Source organism: Pseudogracilibacillus sp. SE30717A (genome assembly GCF_037071985.1).
Taxonomy (GTDB): Bacteria; Bacillota; Bacilli; order Bacillales; family Amphibacillaceae; genus Pseudogracilibacillus.
On record NZ_JAXHDF010000014.1, the window covers coordinates 73,770 to 91,204 of the forward strand.

17 protein-coding genes are annotated in these 17,435 nt (G+C 39.0%); 16 read left to right on the forward strand and 1 reads right to left on the reverse strand.

The annotated features are described in order from the left end of the window. The first annotated feature begins 213 nt into the window (after positions 1-213). Together SPD48_RS18345 and SPD48_RS18350 are read left to right on the forward strand one after the other, a co-directional pair. On the forward strand, positions 214-1,422 hold the full coding sequence (locus SPD48_RS18345) for a CaiB/BaiF CoA transferase family protein (RefSeq protein ID WP_336259590.1): 1,209 nt from the start codon (positions 214-216) through the stop codon (positions 1,420-1,422). Beyond that, positions 1,423-2,382 carry a hydroxymethylglutaryl-CoA lyase gene (locus SPD48_RS18350; RefSeq protein ID WP_336259591.1) on the forward strand — a complete coding sequence of 320 codons (960 nt, stop codon included), beginning with the start codon at positions 1,423-1,425 and terminating at the stop codon, positions 2,380-2,382. Between the two features lie 834 nt (positions 2,383-3,216). Here the strand turns inward: SPD48_RS18350 and SPD48_RS18355 are convergent. Continuing rightward, positions 3,217-4,002, reverse strand: coding sequence for an IclR family transcriptional regulator (locus tag SPD48_RS18355; RefSeq protein ID WP_336259592.1), 786 nt, complete (start codon positions 4,000-4,002; stop codon positions 3,217-3,219). A gap of 377 nt (positions 4,003-4,379) precedes the next feature. Between SPD48_RS18355 and SPD48_RS18360 the strand changes: the two genes are divergently transcribed. The 14 genes from SPD48_RS18360 (at position 4,380) to SPD48_RS18425 (ending at position 17,403) form a co-directional block, all read left to right on the forward strand. Next, on the forward strand, positions 4,380-5,117 hold the full coding sequence (locus SPD48_RS18360; protein ID WP_336259593.1) for an SDR family NAD(P)-dependent oxidoreductase: 738 nt from the start codon (positions 4,380-4,382) through the stop codon (positions 5,115-5,117). Positions 5,118-5,228: 111 nt separating this feature from the next. Continuing rightward, on the forward strand, positions 5,229-5,681 hold the full coding sequence (locus tag SPD48_RS18365) for a VOC family protein (RefSeq protein WP_336259594.1): 453 nt from the start codon (positions 5,229-5,231) through the stop codon (positions 5,679-5,681). Between the two features lie 20 nt (positions 5,682-5,701). Continuing rightward, positions 5,702-6,454, forward strand: coding sequence for an SDR family NAD(P)-dependent oxidoreductase (locus SPD48_RS18370; RefSeq protein WP_336259595.1), 753 nt, complete (start codon positions 5,702-5,704; stop codon positions 6,452-6,454). Between the two features lie 31 nt (positions 6,455-6,485). Next, complete coding sequence (locus SPD48_RS18375; protein ID WP_336259596.1) at positions 6,486-6,677, forward strand: tautomerase family protein; 192 nt, start codon at positions 6,486-6,488, stop codon at positions 6,675-6,677. Between the two features lie 20 nt (positions 6,678-6,697). Continuing rightward, positions 6,698-7,456 carry an SDR family NAD(P)-dependent oxidoreductase gene (locus SPD48_RS18380; protein ID WP_336259597.1) on the forward strand — a complete coding sequence of 253 codons (759 nt, stop codon included), beginning with the start codon at positions 6,698-6,700 and terminating at the stop codon, positions 7,454-7,456. Positions 7,457-7,494: 38 nt separating this feature from the next. Continuing rightward, positions 7,495-8,559: a TRAP transporter substrate-binding protein gene (locus tag SPD48_RS18385; protein WP_336259598.1), complete on the forward strand. Its 1,065-nt coding sequence runs from the start codon at positions 7,495-7,497 to the stop codon at positions 8,557-8,559. A gap of 81 nt (positions 8,560-8,640) precedes the next feature. After that, on the forward strand, positions 8,641-9,144 hold the full coding sequence (locus tag SPD48_RS18390) for a TRAP transporter small permease (protein ID WP_336259599.1): 504 nt from the start codon (positions 8,641-8,643) through the stop codon (positions 9,142-9,144). Positions 9,145-9,151: 7 nt separating this feature from the next. Continuing rightward, a complete protein-coding gene (locus SPD48_RS18395) occupies positions 9,152-10,441 on the forward strand; it encodes a TRAP transporter large permease (protein WP_336259600.1) in 1,290 nt (429 codons plus the stop codon). 29 nt (positions 10,442-10,470) lie between these two features. Then, complete coding sequence (locus tag SPD48_RS18400) at positions 10,471-10,944, forward strand: VOC family protein (protein ID WP_336259601.1); 474 nt, start codon at positions 10,471-10,473, stop codon at positions 10,942-10,944. A 210-nt stretch (positions 10,945-11,154) separates the two neighbouring features. Continuing rightward, positions 11,155-12,120 (forward strand): thiamine pyrophosphate-dependent dehydrogenase E1 component subunit alpha, encoded by a 966-nt coding sequence (locus tag SPD48_RS18405; RefSeq protein WP_336259602.1) that lies wholly within the window; start codon positions 11,155-11,157, stop codon positions 12,118-12,120. 18 nt (positions 12,121-12,138) lie between these two features. Continuing rightward, complete coding sequence (locus SPD48_RS18410; protein WP_336259603.1) at positions 12,139-13,119, forward strand: alpha-ketoacid dehydrogenase subunit beta; 981 nt, start codon at positions 12,139-12,141, stop codon at positions 13,117-13,119. A 12-nt stretch (positions 13,120-13,131) separates the two neighbouring features. After that, the gene (locus SPD48_RS18415; RefSeq protein WP_336259604.1) at positions 13,132-14,460 is read left to right on the forward strand and encodes a dihydrolipoamide acetyltransferase family protein; all 1,329 of its coding nucleotides are present in this window, start codon (positions 13,132-13,134) and stop codon (positions 14,458-14,460) included. 12 nt (positions 14,461-14,472) lie between these two features. Continuing rightward, positions 14,473-15,849, forward strand: a complete 1,377-nt coding sequence (gene lpdA / locus SPD48_RS18420) for a dihydrolipoyl dehydrogenase (protein WP_336259605.1) — start codon at positions 14,473-14,475, stop codon at positions 15,847-15,849. Positions 15,850-15,987: 138 nt separating this feature from the next. Then, positions 15,988-17,403: an NAD-dependent succinate-semialdehyde dehydrogenase gene (locus tag SPD48_RS18425; RefSeq protein WP_336259607.1), complete on the forward strand. Its 1,416-nt coding sequence runs from the start codon at positions 15,988-15,990 to the stop codon at positions 17,401-17,403. Positions 17,404-17,435 lie beyond the last annotated feature (32 nt).

The window sequence follows — 17,435 nt, forward strand, 5'->3', positions numbered from 1 at the left end:
GTACATTTGGATAAGTATTCACAAAAACTTAAAAAAAGGCTTGACTCAAGAGCATAAGGACAACATAACCGACTGTCTTGCGCCAGCATGGCTCTGAGGAGGGCCGACTAAGAATAGGCTTTGCGCCTAACGTCGGTTTTCCCCTATGAAAGGGGCATGTTACTTTAGCAATGAGTCAAGCTTTCTAATATATTGATGGAGGTAGGGGTTAGAATGACAGCTAAGAAATTCGGTCCGTTAACCGGTATAAAGATTCTTGATATTTCAACGATGATTGCAGCGCCATTTGGAGCGACGTTGTTAGCGGATTTTGGAGCAGAAGTGATTAAAATAGAATTACCAAATAAAGGAGATACCCTTCGGACAGTTGGGCCTTGGAAAGGAGACGAGGCACTTCGTTGGCCAGGGCTTGCTCGAAATAAAAAATCCCTTACTTTAGATATTCGTACAGACGAAGGAAAAAAGATTTTTAAAAAATTAATAGCCCAATCGGATATATTAATTGAAAACTTCCGTCCAGGAACATTGGAAAAATGGGATTTGGGATATGAGGAATTAAAGAAAGAAAATCCAGAGCTTGTAATGGTTCGAGTATCTGGTTATGGTCAGACTGGTCCATATAAACATAAAGCAGGATTTGGGACACCTGGTACGGCGTTTAGTGGACACACTGCACTTCAAGGATATCCAGATCGTCCTCCAGTAAGTCCTTCTTACTCATTGCTTGATTATATTACAGGAGTATATGTAGCATTTGCAGCTGTTACTGCGCTTTATCATCGTGACACTGGGGAAGAGGGAGAAGGTCAAGTAGTTGAAATGGGACTCTATGAATCTATTTTCCGGATGCTAGAGTTTCTCATCGCAGAATATGACCAAAATAAAATGGTTCGCGAGCGGACACCAGGACTCTCCGGTCATTCAAGTCCTGCAGGAACATATGAAACAAAAGATGGAAAATTCGTTGTCCTAGTTTGTAGTACAGATTCAACATTCGACCGTCTTGCCAAATCAATGGGGCGCGAAGATATGTTAGAAGATGATCGTTATTATACAAATGCGGTCCGTCTAAAACATAATGATGACGTTCAAAAAATCGTTTCTGACTGGATCAAACAATTTACACAAAAAGAATTAACGGAAAAATTAGATGCAGACGGTGTACCTGTTAGCCCGATTTACACCATTGAAGATATCTTCAATGATCCACAATATAAAGCACGTGAAAATATTGTTGAAGTAGAACATCCTCGTCTAGGTAAAGTGAAAGTGCCAGGTATTGTGCCGAAGTTTTCTAAAACTCCAGGAGCTATTCGCCACCGTGCACCTGAACTAGGTGAACATAATAATGAAATTTTAAGCGAAGCACTCGGCCTTACAGAAGAAGAAATTAATGCACTCAAAGAACAAGGAGTGATTTAAGTGGTAAATATTTTAGCCTTACCGGAACAAGTAACCATATGTGAAGTTGCACCACGGGATGGCTTTCAATCGATTCAAGAGTTTATTCCTACAGAAGATAAAGTGAAGATCATTCGTAAATTAGCACGGACAGGAATTTCATCACTTGAGATCACATCTTTCGTGCATCCACGGGCGATTCCGCAACTGAAAGATGCAGAAGAAGTAGTACGCACAGTGATCGACGAGCTTGAGGGGGTAGATGTACGCGCGCTCGTACCTAATTTACGTGGAGCAGAAAGAGCAGTCGGCGCTGGCGTCCGCAAATTAAAAACAATGCTATCAGCGACTGATTCTCACAGTCTATCTAATGCGAATGCGACTGTAGCAGACGCACAAGATAAACAGAGTCCTATCTTTGAATTTGCAGCAAAGGAAAACATTGCTGTCATGGGCTCCATCTCTGTTGCATTCGGTTGCTCGTTTGAGGGAATTGTTCCGACTGAGCGCTTAATCGAAATCGTTCGTCGTTATGAGGCAGCAGGAGTTCGAGAAATTTCTCTCGCCGATACAACAGGAATGGCCCAACCAAAGCAAGTATATGATGTGTTAGGCGTTCTGCAAGCAGAATTTCCACACATCGATTATTCGATGCATTTTCACAACACCCGTGGAATGGCACTTGCCAATACATTAGCAGCATTGCAACAAGGAGTAACATTGTACGACAGCTCCATCGCGGGGCTCGGTGGTTGTCCTTATGCTCCGGGCGCGACCGGAAACGTATCGACCGAAGATCTCGCTCATATGCTGGAAGAAATGGGCATCAAAACTGGAACGAATCTTAACGCACTGATCTCAGCAGCTAAAGACGTGCGCAACATCATTGGCGTTCCAGGCGACAGCTATATGTTAGCAGCCGGTCCATCCTCATCTTTGCATGAGGAATTGCCAAGTGGACAACAGAAAGTAGAAGAATGATTTAGAAGGTCCTTACCTAAATGAGAGGTGAGGGTCTTTTATATATAAAATAAGAAAAACAAAGGATTATTGCCTATTGATTTGAGATACCATAACAAATAAACAATGTAGGGGGTTTTTGAAGATTAGCTCAAGGCTTGTTGTGACAAGGATTCTGCAAAATTCTAACTTATTTACAACGAGAAGGCACACAGAAATGGATTTTTGTTTGAAGTTGAGCAATCAAGGTAAAAGTCGCGCGATCGCATCAGAAGTTGCGCCATTCAAGGTAAAAGTCGCGCGATCGCGTAAGAAGTTGCGCAATTCAAGGTAAAAGTCGCGCAATCGCATCAGAAGTTGCGCAATTCAAGGTTAAAGTCGCGCGATCGCATCAGAAGTTGCGCAATTCAAGGTAAAAGTCGCGCGATCGCATCAGAAGTTGCGCAATTCAAGGTTAAAGTCGCGCGATCATATCAGAAGTTGCGCAATTCAAGGTGAAGGTCGCGCAATCGCGTCAGCAGTTGAGCAAGCCGTAGTAAGGTCGCCAAAAATAGCCAAAATAATAACAGAAGGGGCTGTCCAGAAAGTCAGTGAAAACTGAATTTCTGTGACAGCCCTCTTTTTTAGATAGGGAAAATATGCATGAGTATACTGCTCTATTAGCGACACTTCATCTGTCACGTGATTGCAAAGAATCAATTATCTAAACCAAAATCCATCAGTTACACTATAGAATTACTCAGATAAAGCGTAAACAACTTAGCTACAAATTCAACTCAGCCTTTCCCGTAGGCATCCACTATCTCACTATTCATTCCTCAAACAGCCCTATTACATTTCATATTTTGCTTACCATTACTTTTTGTCACCTTGCCAACCGAGTGATTTAGAAATCTGGTTTGCGGTATGAAGGACTTGTTCGGCAATTTTTGTTTCTTTACTTGGGGGGAGTTTCTGTGAAGTCGTACTAATACTGACAGATGCAGTAATCCTTCCTTTATGGTCAAATATTGGTGCTCCGATACTTGATACCCCTTTTATAACGTCCTCATAACTGACTGAGTATCCTTTTTTCCTAATATCTTTAATGAGGCTCCAATAATCATTATGCTTTATTTCTGAGTGAACAGTGATATTTTTTTCATCAGGAGTTGCTAGGATTTCGTCGATTTTTTTGTCATCAAGAAAGGCTAGCATCGCTCTTGGTGCAGCTCCAACATAGAGAGGCCACACGTCTCCAATGTTTAACAATAAAACTTGAACATAGATACCTTCGATTCGTTCGACGCATAAAGAAGCATCATTATTTAAAATACATAAATATGTGGTGTCATCAGTGTTATTCGTCAACTCTTTTAAATAAGGTAAGGCAATTTCTCTAACGTCGATGCGGCGTTTGACGATGTTTCCGAGTTCTAATAATCGAAAGCCAAGTCGATATGTACCTTCTACACTACCGTATTCTACGATATTATCTAGCATCAATGTCTGTAAAATTCGGTAACAAGTAGTTTTATTTATGTTAGTTTGTCTTGCAATTTCTGTTAATCCTACACCCTCTTTGGTTCTTTCTAGGAAAGTGATAACGGTCAGTGCTTTTTCAATTACTGCGACTGTATTAGGATTTTTCTTTTGATTCATATGTTTAATCCCCTTATATTTCCATAAATTTCATAAAACAAGTACTTGTTTTTATAACCAACGTATACTTTTTACAAGAATATATCAAGTATTAGATTGTTTCTTTTCATCCATAAATCCACTCCAAAAAAATTTTTCCAAAAAAATTCACCTATGAAAAAACCAATACTTTCAACATTTTTACCAATAACTCGACAAAAAAAGACACAAATCCATCTTGACGGATTTATTTTTTTACAGTATATTTAATTTCATCAAAAAGAGAACTAACGGTTCACAATATGAACCCAAGTAATAATTCATAAAATTCTATATGTAAACGTCATCTTATTTTCATGTGAAGAGATTGATTTATTACATAAAAGGAGCATATAAACATGTCTACGATAAGTTCAAAGCCAGATTTAAAGGGGAAAGTTGCTTTAGTGTCGGGTGCACTGGGTGGAATTGGGCTTTCTTCAGTGAAAACATTTCTTCGTGAAGGGGCTAAAGTAGTTGCTACAGATTACCACGGTACAGAAGCACTTCATGAAAAAGTTTCTACAGGTGACTTACTAACAGTCGATTGTAATATTACGGATGAAGCGGATGTTGAAAATTTAATTGCCGAAAGTGTCGCAAAATTTGGGCGACTGGATATTGTTGTTCATTGTGCTGGCATTTATGAAACAACACATGAAAACGATTTAACGTTAGATAATTGGAAAAGAATGATCGATATCAATTTAACAGGAACTTTTTTAGTAACAAGTAAAGCGTTTCAAGTAATGAAAAAACAACAATCCGGAAAAATTATTTGTCTAGCCTCTAATGCAGGACAAACTGGTGGAGATCTGGCTGGACTGCATTATGCAGCTTCAAAAGGTGGAGTAATTGCTTACACGAAAAGATTAGCCAAAGCAGGTGCCAAACATAATGTCTATGTGAATGCAATTGCTCCTGGCCCAATTCAGTCTAATATGATTCAAAACGTGGACTTTAATGTAGAAGCCTTTCCACTTGGGAGAATCGGGATGCCAGAAGATGTTGCGGAAACTGTTTTATTCCTTGCCTCACAAGGTTCCAACTTTATTACCGGACAAATTATCGGTGTGAATGGCGGGTTAGTCATTTAATTAATTGAAATTGAAAGCACTTGCAAGACGGGATTTCATAAAAAGTTAAATTTGTATATCTGCTAAAACACATAGAAATGAAAAGGGTAAATGAAAGGGGGAGAAGTTCAAGTGAGCGAATGGAAGGTTGTTGGGTTTATTCATAGTGGAATTACTGTTAAGGATCTCCAAAAATCTTTGAAATTTTATACGGGATTACTTGATTTTAAAGTTATTAAAAACCAGACGAATGATTCAGATTATATTCATGAAATTGTCCGAATCCCTGGGCTTGAAAAAATAGAAATAGCATTTGTGGAAGCGCCGGACGGCACTGTGATTGAACTCCTTGAATATATCGGGGTCGATACCTATCCAGGGGAAGCGAGATCGTGTGACCACGGAACAGGGCATATTTGCTTGCAAGTAACCAACTTAGGTGCCATGTTCAATGAATTGTCTGAAAAGGGAGTTCAATTTAAGTCTGAAAAAGTAGTAACGATTACGGCCGGAAATCATAAAGGAGCTAAAGCAGTATATATGAAAGATCCAGATGGTTATCTAATCGAATTGATGGAAAAATAATAAAATTACGAGGTGAAATCATGAATGATTTACGTTCGAAAAAAGCAATCGTGACAGGTGCTACACAAGGGCTTGGTTTTGCAATGGCAGAAGCACTTTGTGAAGAAGGGGTGACAGTTTGTATTCTAGACATTTCTCCTAAACTACCTGAGGTCATCGAATCATTTAAGGAAAAAGGGTATGACGTTCATGGTGTACAAGCTGATTTGTCACAAGTAGAAAAAATTACGAATTACTTTGGTGCAGCATTAGAAAAATTAGATGGAGACATCGACATTTTAGTCAATAATGCTGGAATTCATAAGCCACTGCCAGCTGAAGAATTATCACTTTCTGACTTTAAACGGGTTTTAGATGTGAATGTTGTAGCGGTTTTTGAACTAGCACGACTCGCTGCAGCAAAGATGAAACAGAACCAAAAAGGAAAAATTATTAATATCGCATCTGTATTAGCGGTACAAGGTGGTTTCAATGCAACTGCTTATTCTGCAAGTAAAGGGGCAGTTGCACAACTTACAAAGTCATTATCTAATGAATGGGCAAAAGACGGTATTAATGTAAATGCGATTGCACCGGGTTATTACAATACCGAATTAAACACACATATTTTAACGGATGAAGCGCGTTATCAAGATTTGATTAGCCGTGTACCGGCAGGACGTTTTGGGGAACCAAAGGAAATCGGTGGCATGATTAAATTTTTAGCTTCTGACCTTTCTGATTTTGTATCAGGTGCACTGTTACCAGTAGATGGTGGATTTTTAGGAAGATAACTAGCTTATTTTATGGAAGGGAGTGAATACGTTGCCATACATTCAACTCAAATTAATTGAGGGAAGAGATATTGAAACTAAAAATAAACTGGTTTCCAATATAACCGAAGCTGTTTGTGATTCACTGAATGTTTCGAAAAACGATGTGAGAATTGAGCTCATCGAACTAAAGAAAGATCTATTTAGCATTGGTGGAGAACTGATTGCTAAAAAAAACAAATAAGTTAATAAAGGAGGGGGAGTATGGATTTAGGATTAAAAGATAAACATATTTTGATCACTGGTGGCTCTAGAGGGATTGGGAAGGCAATTGCAAAACAATTTGTCGATGAAGGTGCGAAAGTTTCCATTGTTGGACGAACACTAGCTATGTTAGAAGATGTAAAGCAAGAGCTAGGAGATATTGATATTTATCAAGCAGACGTTACGAATAAACAAGATCGTGAAAACCTGATGGAGCAATTTTTAAGGGATAATGAATCGATCGATGTTTTAGTAAATAATGCAGGTGGAAGCAGTGGAAGTACTGTCTTAAATACTGAGTTAGAAGCCTTTTATGAATCATTTGAATACAATTACTTTTCAGCAGTCCATCTTTGTCAGCTAGCAGTGAGTGAAATGGTAAAACAAGGCTCTGGAAATATCGTCAATATAGCTTCTATTTATGGAAGAGAAAGTGGCGGGCTCGTCACATACAACAATGCTAAAGCTGCACTCATAAGTTTTACAAAGTCATTAGCAAATGAAGTGGTGAAAAAAGGGGTTAATGTTAATAGCATTGCACCTGGAAGTGTCTATCATGAAGCCGGGGTTTGGCATAGGCGAATGAACGAAAATCCAGAAATGATAAATAAATTTATAGAAAATGAAATTCCAGCTGGTCGATTTGGAACACCAGAGGAAATAGCTCAAGCGGTCGTTTTTCTTGCTTCAGACAAAGCATCTTGGATCGCTGGGGCATGTGTCACGGTTGATGGGGCGCAGTCACGAAGCAATATTTAAAATATTCATACTTTAACAGACAACGAGGAGGAAACAAAATGAATAAAGGATTAAAGCGTATGGGGATCACCCTGCTATTTATTATGTCGTTAGCAATTTTTGCAGCATGTGGAGGAAATGAAGAAGGAAATGGAAAAGGTGATGAAGGAGAAGCATCATCGAAAAACGGAGAAACAATAACAATTAGAATGGCAAATCAAGTAGATGAAAAGAATTTTCTTAATCAAGGATATGTAAAGTTTAAAGAAATCATTGAAGAGAAAAGTGATGGACAATTTCAAGTTGAAATTTATAACGGTGGAACACTCGTAACTTCAGATGAAGAAATTGTAGAATCTTTAAAAAGTGGATCTATTGAATTGTCAACTTCTTCTGCTTATGGTACTGCAAATACTACAGGTGTAGATGCACTTAAATTATTTGATATGCCAATGCTTTTTGATAGCCGTGAAGATGCTTATGAATTATTAGATGGTGAATATGGTGAAGGCATTAAAGAACAAATCGAAGAAAAAGCAAATGTACAAGTGTTAGGATTTATTGACTTAGGATTCTACGGAATTTTGAATAATGATAGATCAATAGAAAAGCCGGAGGATTTAAAAGGACTTAAAATTAGAACTTCCGCTGCAGATTTACATTTAGATACAATGTCAGCAATGGGAGGTAACCCAACACCTATGGCTTATAGTGAAGTATTTACAGGACTTCAGCAAGGTACAATCGATGGAGTTTCTACAACGACACCATTAATTTATGGCGACCGTTTCTTTGAAGTAAGTAAAAACATGACAGTAACAAATCAAGTTTTCTTGCCGCATGTTATGATGGTCAACAACGATTTTTACAATGGACTTTCTGATGAATTAAAAACAATCTTAGAAGAATCCGTTAATGAATATGTTACGTATGCAAGAGAATTAGCAGTAAATGCCGAAGAGGAAGCTGTACAAGGTATGAAAGACGAAGGAGTTAATGTTGTAGAACTAACTGATGAACAACGTCAAGCTTTCAAAAAGGCAGTAGAGCCAGTAATTGAAAAACATATCGATACTGTTGGTAAAGAAAACTATGAAAAAGCGATCGAACAATTAGAAAACTAAACTTTTCAATTCAAATAGTATTAATTGTCTAGATCCCGTTCTAGGCAATTAATACTTACATTTAAAAAAGGAGGGGTAACCGTGAGCGATAAAAAAAGAAGACCAATTGAAGGCTATATGTGTTTTGGATTATTACTGACGATGACTTTTGTTATGTTTATCGGAGTCATATTCCGTTATGTTTTTAATGCATCCCTTTCCTGGTCAGAAGAGTTATCGAGATATTTATTTATTTGGTTCATTTTTATCAGCACAAGCTATGCAGTTACGGAAAGAGCGCATATAAGAGTGGAGGCATTGAACGGACTCGTACCTAAAAAAATACGCCCTTATATAAATATTATTGGAAGAATTATTTGGTTTGCTTTCTCTCTTTTCGTTACGTACTTGGGAGTCACATATGCATTGAGTATGACAACATCTGTATCAGCGGCGATGAAATTACCTATGTCGCTCGTTTATTTTGGAATACCTTTAGGATATTTTCTCATGTCACTACGCCTATTCTTTCAAATTATAGAATCGATCAAAAACCCAGAAATTGAGATTCAAGAAATTCATGATGATTTGGTAAAGGAGGAGTAATTAAACCATGACAATGACATTACTACTTATATTTGGTGTATTTTTAATTACCCTCTTTTTGAATATACCGATTGCAATGGGGCTAGGAATTGCTGGATTAACAGTAGTTTTAGTTGAAGATGCCGTTCCTCTATCCTTTCTTATTCAGACGACATTTGGATCTAGTGATTCATTTCCACTTTTAGCTATTCCCTTCTTTATTTTAGCAGGTGAAATAATGAGTACAGGTGGAATTGCAAGACGTCTTATCGACTTTGTACAAAACATTGTCGGATCGATTACAGGCAGTCTAGGTTTAATCACGATTATAGCGAGTTTGATATTCGCGGCAATTTCAGGTTCTGGTGCAGCAACGGTTGCAAGTATTGGTGCAATCACCATACCTTATATGCTTAAAAATGGATATAGTAAACCATATGCAGCTTCGATTGCTGCAAGTGCAGGTACTTTAGGGCCAATCATCCCGCCAAGTATTACCTTTATCTTATATGGAGTAATGGCGAGTGTGTCTATTGGAGATATGTTTATTGCTGGTCTTATACCAGGGCTCTTAATGGCAACTGCACTAGTGGTGATTAATTATATCATTTCTAAAAAAGAAGGTTTCGGTGGAGCGAAAAACGTTGGAGAGAAAATAAGTTTTTGGAAATCCTTAAATGAGGCAAAATGGGCACTTCTTGCACCGGTTATTATTTTAGGTGGTATTTACGGTGGGATTGTAACGCCAACTGAAGCAGCAGTAATTGCGGTAGTGTACAGTTTAATTGTAAGTGTATTTATTTATAAAGAATTTAAATTAAACCAATTGCTTGATGTGTTTTTACGGGCAACAACTGTATCTGGTACGATTATGATTTTCGTAAGCACCGCATCGTTTTTTGGAAAAGTATTGGCTTTAAAACAAATTCCACAATATATTGCTGGAGTAATTGCTGATTTTACGACGAATCCAATTATCATTTTATTATTAATCAACATATTCTTGCTCATTGTTGGGGCATTTATGGAAACAGTAGCAGCTATTTTATTATTTGTTCCATTATTACTTCCGATTGTTTTACCTTTAGGAATTGATCCTATTCATTTTGGAATCATCGTCTGCTTGAACTTAGCTTTAGGATTAATTACTCCGCCACTTGGATTGAATATCTTTATAGCATCTAATATTGCACGAATAAGGTTCGAGCAATCGCTCAAATATTTTATTCCTATATTCACTACATTACTAATCGTGCTACTAATCGTCACATTTATACCGCAAGTAAGTTTGTTTTTGCCTAATCTATTGTCGAAATAAAGAAGTAGCCCCAAGGGAGGAATATCATCATGATTATTGGACACTGGCATACAGCTTTCACCGTAAGTGATATAAACCGAACAGTAAAGTTTTATACGGAACTATTAAACTTTGAAGTAGTGCATTCCCAACGACAAAATAATGAATATACAAGAAAATTCGTCGGGTACGAGGATGCTGATTTAGAAGCAGTCATGCTCAAAATCTCAGGACACGATGCCGGAAGATCTGGGCATGTGTTGGAATTAAATCAATATTACGCACCAAAAGGTGAAAAATTAGATGTAAAAACATGTAATGTAGGTGCTGCACATTTAGCATTACTAGTCGATGATATTTTTGAAACATATGAATTTTTAATTTCTAATGGTGTGGAATTTAAATCACCACCTGTCTCGATTCAGGCAGGAAGAAATCAAGGTGGGTATACATGCTATTTTCTTGACCCAGATGGGATCACTTTAGAAATCGTACAACCTCCTAACAAAGAATTAGGGAAATAGATTTGAATAAAATAGCGCATCACGCTTAATTAAAAATGTGCACTTTAATTTAGGTTAGGTGCGCATCTTTGCGGTCATTTACAGAACATATTTTGTGGAAACACCATTGCAAAATGATTAGGAAGTAAAAGTTATAGTGACATAACTGCTTATTTAAGAAAGGTTTAACTTGTAAATGTTTTTTAAAAGTTAATTATAGGAGGTTTTATCATGGCAAATTATACATCTGAACAAAAAATAAACATGTTATATGACATGATGTTAATTCGTGGATTTGAAGAAACTGTTGAAAAGCTATTCCAAGACGGAAAAATTCATGGCACGATGCATTTATGTATTGGACAAGAAGCAACAGCAGTGGGGGCTTGTGCTGCATTAACCCGAGAAGATAAAATTACGAGTAACCACCGTGGGCATGGCCATAGTATTGCCAAAGGTACAGAAGTAAAAGGAATGATGGCGGAACTATTAGGAAAAGAAACTGGTTACTGTAAAGGAAAAGGCGGATCCATGCATATTGCTGATCTGAATGTCGGTAACTTAGGAGCGAATGGGATTGTTGCTGCGGGACTTCCGCTCGGAACAGGAGCTGCTCTTGCATCAAAAATGAAAAATGAAGGCTATGTTGTTCTCTGCTTTTTCGGAGATGGTTCAACGAATGAAGGAGCATTTCATGAAGCATTAAACTTAGCATCTGTATGGGATCTTCCAATGGTCTTTTTCTGTGAAAACAATTTATATGGTATGTCCGGTTCAATCAAAGAAATGGTCAATGTGGAACATATTTCAGAAAGAGCCAAAGCGTACGGGATTCCAGGGGTTACAATCAATGGAAATGATGTGCTTGAAGTGGCAAAAACGACAGAAGAAGCGGTAGCACGAGCACGAAAAGGAGAAGGTCCGACATTAATTGAAGCAGAAACGTATCGCTGGCGCGGTCATTCTCGAAGTGATGCACGGAAATATCGTTCGAGAGACGAAGAAAAAGATTGGAGAAAAAATCGTGATCCAATTGCACGATTCAAACTACAGTTAATCGAAGAGAATGTGTTAACAGAAGAAAAATTTGCTGAACTTGAAGAACGTATGGAAAAAGACTTAGCGGAAGCTGTTCAATTTGCTGAAGAAAGTCCTGAACCGAGTTTAGATACATTAACGGCAGACATTTATGCATAAGGAAAGGGGAGAATGATGGTGAGAGAAATAACATATGCAGATGCAATTAGAGAAGCGATGAGTCAACGAATGCGTGCAGATGACGACGTATTTATTTTAGGAGAAGATATTGGGATTTATGGTGGTGCTTTTGGTGTGACGAACGGGATGATCGAGGAATTTGGTCCAGAACGTGTCCGAATTACACCAATTTCAGAGGCGGCCATCAGTGGATGTGCGGTGGGTGCAGCAATGATGGGGATGCGCCCGATTTTAGAAATTCAGTTTTCTGATTTTGTCATGATCGCAATGGATAATATCGTAAACCAAGCAGCTAAAATGCGTTATATGTTTGGCGGGAAAGCTCAAGTTCCGACAGTCATTCGCTTGCCAGGAGGTTCTGGTGCAGGTTTTGCCGCACAACACTCGCAAAGCTTAGAGGCATGGATGGCCCATGTACCTGGTTTAATTGTGGTACAACCTTCCAACGCTTATGATGCAAAAGGATTAATGAAAACAGCGATTAATAACAATAATCCTGTTTTATTTTACGAACATAAATTACTTTACAATTCAAAAGGCGATGTACCAGAAGAGGAATATGAAATTCCATTAGGTGTTGCAGAAGTAAAACGAGAAGGTACAGATTTAACTGTTGTCGCAACTGGCGTGATGGTTCATCGGACGTTAGAAGCAGCGAAAGAGTTGGAGAAAGAAGGAATTAGTATTGAGGTCATTGACCCACGGACATTAGTGCCTTTAGATACAGAAACAATTATCGAATCAATTAAGAAAACAAATCGAGCATTAGTTGTCTATGAAGCAGTTGAACGTGGTGGGTATGGAGCAGAAATTGCAAGTATGATCGGTGAAAGTGACGCGTTTGACTTTTTAGATGCACCTGTTAGCCGTCTTGGTGGTGTTGCAACACCAATTCCTTATAATCCGAAATTGGAAAAGGCCGCCGTTCCACAAGTGGAAAATATTATTGCAAAAGTTAAATCAGTGATGAATAAGTAAGGAGGTGTCAACATGGCAGAAAAAGTAGTGATGCCAAAGCTAGGCGCAACGATGGAAGAGGGGACGATCGACTCTTGGTTAGTTGATGTCGGTGAAGAAATCGAAGAAGGCGATCCGATTGTGGAAATCCAAACGGACAAAATTACGATGGAAGTGGAAGCAGAAGCAGACGGTGTTTTACTTAAAAAATTGTATGAGGCAGGGGATACGATCCCTGTCCAACAGGTGATTGCTTATATCGGTGAAGCCGGGGAAAATGTGGATGATTTAGTAGATGATGCCTCTTCCGTAGACAAAACGGAAGCAGTGACGCCAGATGCTAAAGTAGACACACCGGCCGAAGTGACAGCAACCGGCGCGGGAGATAGTGACACGACCGAGATCAGACGTACACCGATTGCGCGCCGATTAGCTGCAGAAAATAATATTGATTTGCGTGAGATCACAGGATCAGGCCCACTTGGGAGAATTCAAAAAGTGGATGTGGAAAATGCGATTGCACAGAATAAGCAAAAAATTACGCCGCTTGCAAAGAAAATGGCTGTAGATCAACAAGTGGATACAACATCCATTACCGGTTCAGGCGCATATGGAAAAATAGTCAAAGACGATATTATTGCAGCGAATCGTCCGAAAGAAGTAGCTGCCGCTGATGAAAGAGTTGCCTTTAAAGGAATACGGAAAGTGATTGCTGATCGTATTTCCGATAGTTATTATTCAGCACCACATGTGACGCTTCATTCTGAAATAGATATGACTGAATGTGTCAAACTTCGGAAACAGTTGCTTCCTATTATTGAAGAAGCGGAAGGAGTTCGCGTATCCTATAACGAAATTATAGTAAAGGCAACTGCATTTTCACTAAGACAAAATCCGAACATCAATATTTCTTTGGAAAATGAGAAAGAAATCGTCTATCATTCAGACATTCATATTGGTTTTGCAGTAGCTGTACCAGACGGTCTAGTCGTTCCAGTTCTACGCAATGTCGACCAGAAGGGACTAGGAATATTAACGAAAGAAGCAAAAACAATTGCTAAAAAAGCTCGTGATGGAATGTTGACACCAGATGAAATGCAAGGCAGCACCTTTACGATTAGTAATTTAGGAATGTTTGCAGTAGATGGATTCACTCCGATTATTAATCAGCCAAATGCTGCTATTTTAGGTGTCGGTCGCATACAGGAAAAGCCAGTAATTATAAATGGTCAAGTTGAGGCCCGTTCGATGATGACACTCAGCTTATCATTTGACCACCGGATCATTGATGGTGCACCTGCTGCACAATTTTTAACGGATTTAAAAAATGTTCTGGAACAGCCATATAAATTAATGGTATAAGGAGTTAACGAAATGACTACGTATGATGTAATCGTTGTTGGTGGTGGACCTGGCGGCTATGTTGCTGCCATTCGCGCTGCCAAAGAAGGGAAAAAAACAGCCCTAGTCGAAGCGGATTTTCTTGGTGGAACTTGTCTAAACCGTGGCTGTATTCCATCTAAGACATTATTAAAACATGCAGAAATTATAGAACAGATAGAAAAAGCACAAAACTGGGGAATTGAAACAAGTTCTTTAGAATTTGATTTAGAAAAAATGCTGGCGAGAAAAGATAACGTCATTCAGACACTTCGAGGTGGGATTAAAGGTCTGCTTCAAGCTGGAAAAATTGATATATATGAAGGGTTTGGGAAAGTAATTCCTGGTAAACATGTCATCGTTGATGAGAAGACAGAGCTGACAGGAGAGAAAATTATCGTGGCAACTGGAAGCCGTCCCGCTGTCCCACCGATTTCCGGACTGGATAAGGTAGCTTATCATACAACAGATAAGATTTTTGATATTGACCATATACCAGAATCCCTTGTCATCGTTGGGGGCGGAGTAATTGGTGTTGAGTTCGCGAATATTTTTTCCAGCTTGCGAACAAACGTCACGATCATTGAATTAGGTGAACGTGTTATCCCGACAGAAGATGAAGCAGCGTCTAAAGCATTACTTAAAAGTTTGAAACAAAAAGGTGTTAATGTATTACTGAAACATCAAGTGAAAGCAGTGCACGAAGGGGAAAATACGAAAGAGGTTCACGTCACCGACAAAAATGGCAAAGAAGTAGTGGTGAAAGCCGAGGATCTGTTAATTGCAGTAGGTCGTACTCCGAATACGGATGCTGTAGCAGAACTTAATTTGGCAATGAACGGACGTTTCATTCAAGTAAATGAATATTTAGAAACGAGTGAAACGGGAATTTTTGCAGTCGGAGATGTCATTGGAAATCTACAACTTGCTCATGTTGCAAGTAGTGAAGGTTTAACTGCAGTGGCAAACCTTGAAACACCGACCGTCAAAATGAATTATGCGGTCATGCCGCGCTGCATTTATACGACCCCGCAAATCGCAAGTGTAGGAATGACCGAAACAGAATTAAAGGAAAAGGGAATCTCTTATCGTGTTCATACATTTAACTTCGGAGGAAATGGAATGGCACTTGCCACCGGTGAAACAGACGGTTTTTCAAAAGTGTTGCTAGATGAAAAATATGGCGAAATACTCGGTGTTGTCATGGTCGGTGCTCATGTCACGGAGATGATTAGCCAATCCTCTGCCTTTATGTATCTGGAAGGCACAGTCGATGAACTGGCAAACATGGTACAGCCTCATCCTTCTTTATCGGAAGCATTAATGGAATCAGCTAATGCCTTAATTGGAAAAGGAATTCATACGGTGTAATACATCGAATAGATGGTGCGATTTTCACTCTATTCCGCTTCTAGGAAGGAAGAGTTCAAAATATAGTAAAGTGAAAGGGAGGAAGAGAACATGTCAGTATTAAAAAGTAATCCATTAATCGACGTAGAAAATGTCGGTCTGTTTATTAATGGAGAGTGGGTCACTTCAGTTGAAGGAGGCCAATTCGATATTTACAGTCCGTCTACAAAAGAATTGGTAGCTCATGTACCTAAAGGAGGAGCGCTGGAAACGAAGCAAGCAATTGATGCAGCAAATGAAGCGTTCCCTAAATGGTCTAAATTAACAGCAGAAAAAAGAGCTTGCTACATGTTAAAGTTAAGAGATTTAATGCTGGATCATACCGAAGAACTCGCAATGATCATGAGTGCAGAAATGGGAAAAGCTTTTAATGAAGCAAAAGGTGAAGTCACTTATGCGGCCAGCTATCTTACATGGTTTGCTGAAGAGGGCCGCCGTATTTACGGTGAAACCATTCCCGCCTCTGCAGAAAACAAGCGATTATTCGTGATCAAGCAACCGATTGGTGTAGTGGCAGCAATCACGCCTTGGAATTTTCCATTAGCGATGATGACAAGAAAGTTAGGCCCAGCGATGGCAGCCGGATGTACAGGCGTAGTGAAACCTGCTAGCCAGACACCATTAACTGCACTTGCATTTGCAAAGTTAGCTGAAATGGCAGACCTTCCAAAAGGAGTAATTAATATTGTAGCTGGTTCGACCAAATCGATTTCAGACGAAATTTTTAACAATCCGATCGTAAAGAAAGTTTCCTTTACAGGTTCGACGGATGTAGGAAAAGACCTTGTTGTCCAATCAGCGAAGCAATTGAAAAAATTATCTTTAGAACTTGGCGGTCATGCCCCATTTATCGTTTTTGAAGATGGAGATCTTGAGCAAGCAGCTGAAGGAGCGGTTGCAAGTAAATTTAGAAATGCCGGACAGACTTGTGTTTGTGCAAACAGAATTTACGTTCACAAAAACGTAAAAGACGACTTCGCAAGATTATTTGTAGAAAAAGTGCAACAATTAAAAGTCGGTAACAGCTTAAGCGAAGGCGTCGATATTGGTCCATTAGTAAGTGGCTCTAGTCTCGATAAAGTAAAAGAACATGTAGAAGATGCAGTTTCTAAAGGAGCAAAAGTTCTCTGTGGCGGTGCCGAGGTCTCGGAAGAATCTGGTTATTTCTATGAACCTACTATTCTTGATGACGTGACAGAAGACATGCAAATTATGAAGGAAGAAACGTTCGGTCCTGTGGCTCCAATCACTATTTTTGAAAGCGACGAAGAAGTAATTAACGCAGCGAACGATACAGAATATGGGCTTGCAGCTTATCTATATACAAAAGATATTTCAAGAGCAGTTCGTGTATCTGAAGCATTAAACTTTGGAATTATCGGCTTAAATGACGCCATGCCAGGAGTTGCCCAAGCCCCATTCGGCGGCATGAAAGAGAGTGGCTACGGACGCGAAGGCGGGCACCAAGGAATAAGAGATTACTTAGAAGAAAAATATATTTCATTAGGAATCTAGTAGGGAAGAAGTTAGGTGAATCACCTAACTTC

Bases quoted from the DNA above. Each gene is read 5' to 3' on its own strand.
- SPD48_RS18345 (WP_336259590.1), top strand. From the start codon at position 214: ATGACAGCTAAGAAATTCGGTCCGTTAACCGGTATAAAGATTCTTGAT.
- SPD48_RS18355 (WP_336259592.1), bottom strand. From the start codon at position 4,002: ATGAATCAAAAGAAAAATCCTAATACAGTCGCAGTAATTGAAAAAGCA.
- SPD48_RS18360 (WP_336259593.1), top strand. From the start codon at position 4,380: ATGTCTACGATAAGTTCAAAGCCAGATTTAAAGGGGAAAGTTGCTTTA.
- SPD48_RS18370 (WP_336259595.1), top strand. From the start codon at position 5,702: ATGAATGATTTACGTTCGAAAAAAGCAATCGTGACAGGTGCTACACAA.
- SPD48_RS18380 (WP_336259597.1), top strand. From the start codon at position 6,698: ATGGATTTAGGATTAAAAGATAAACATATTTTGATCACTGGTGGCTCT.
- SPD48_RS18385 (WP_336259598.1), top strand. From the start codon at position 7,495: ATGAATAAAGGATTAAAGCGTATGGGGATCACCCTGCTATTTATTATG.
- SPD48_RS18395 (WP_336259600.1), top strand. From the start codon at position 9,152: ATGACAATGACATTACTACTTATATTTGGTGTATTTTTAATTACCCTC.
- SPD48_RS18400 (WP_336259601.1), top strand. From the start codon at position 10,471: ATGATTATTGGACACTGGCATACAGCTTTCACCGTAAGTGATATAAAC.
- SPD48_RS18405 (WP_336259602.1), top strand. From the start codon at position 11,155: ATGGCAAATTATACATCTGAACAAAAAATAAACATGTTATATGACATG.
- SPD48_RS18415 (WP_336259604.1), top strand. From the start codon at position 13,132: ATGGCAGAAAAAGTAGTGATGCCAAAGCTAGGCGCAACGATGGAAGAG.
- lpdA (WP_336259605.1), top strand. From the start codon at position 14,473: ATGACTACGTATGATGTAATCGTTGTTGGTGGTGGACCTGGCGGCTAT.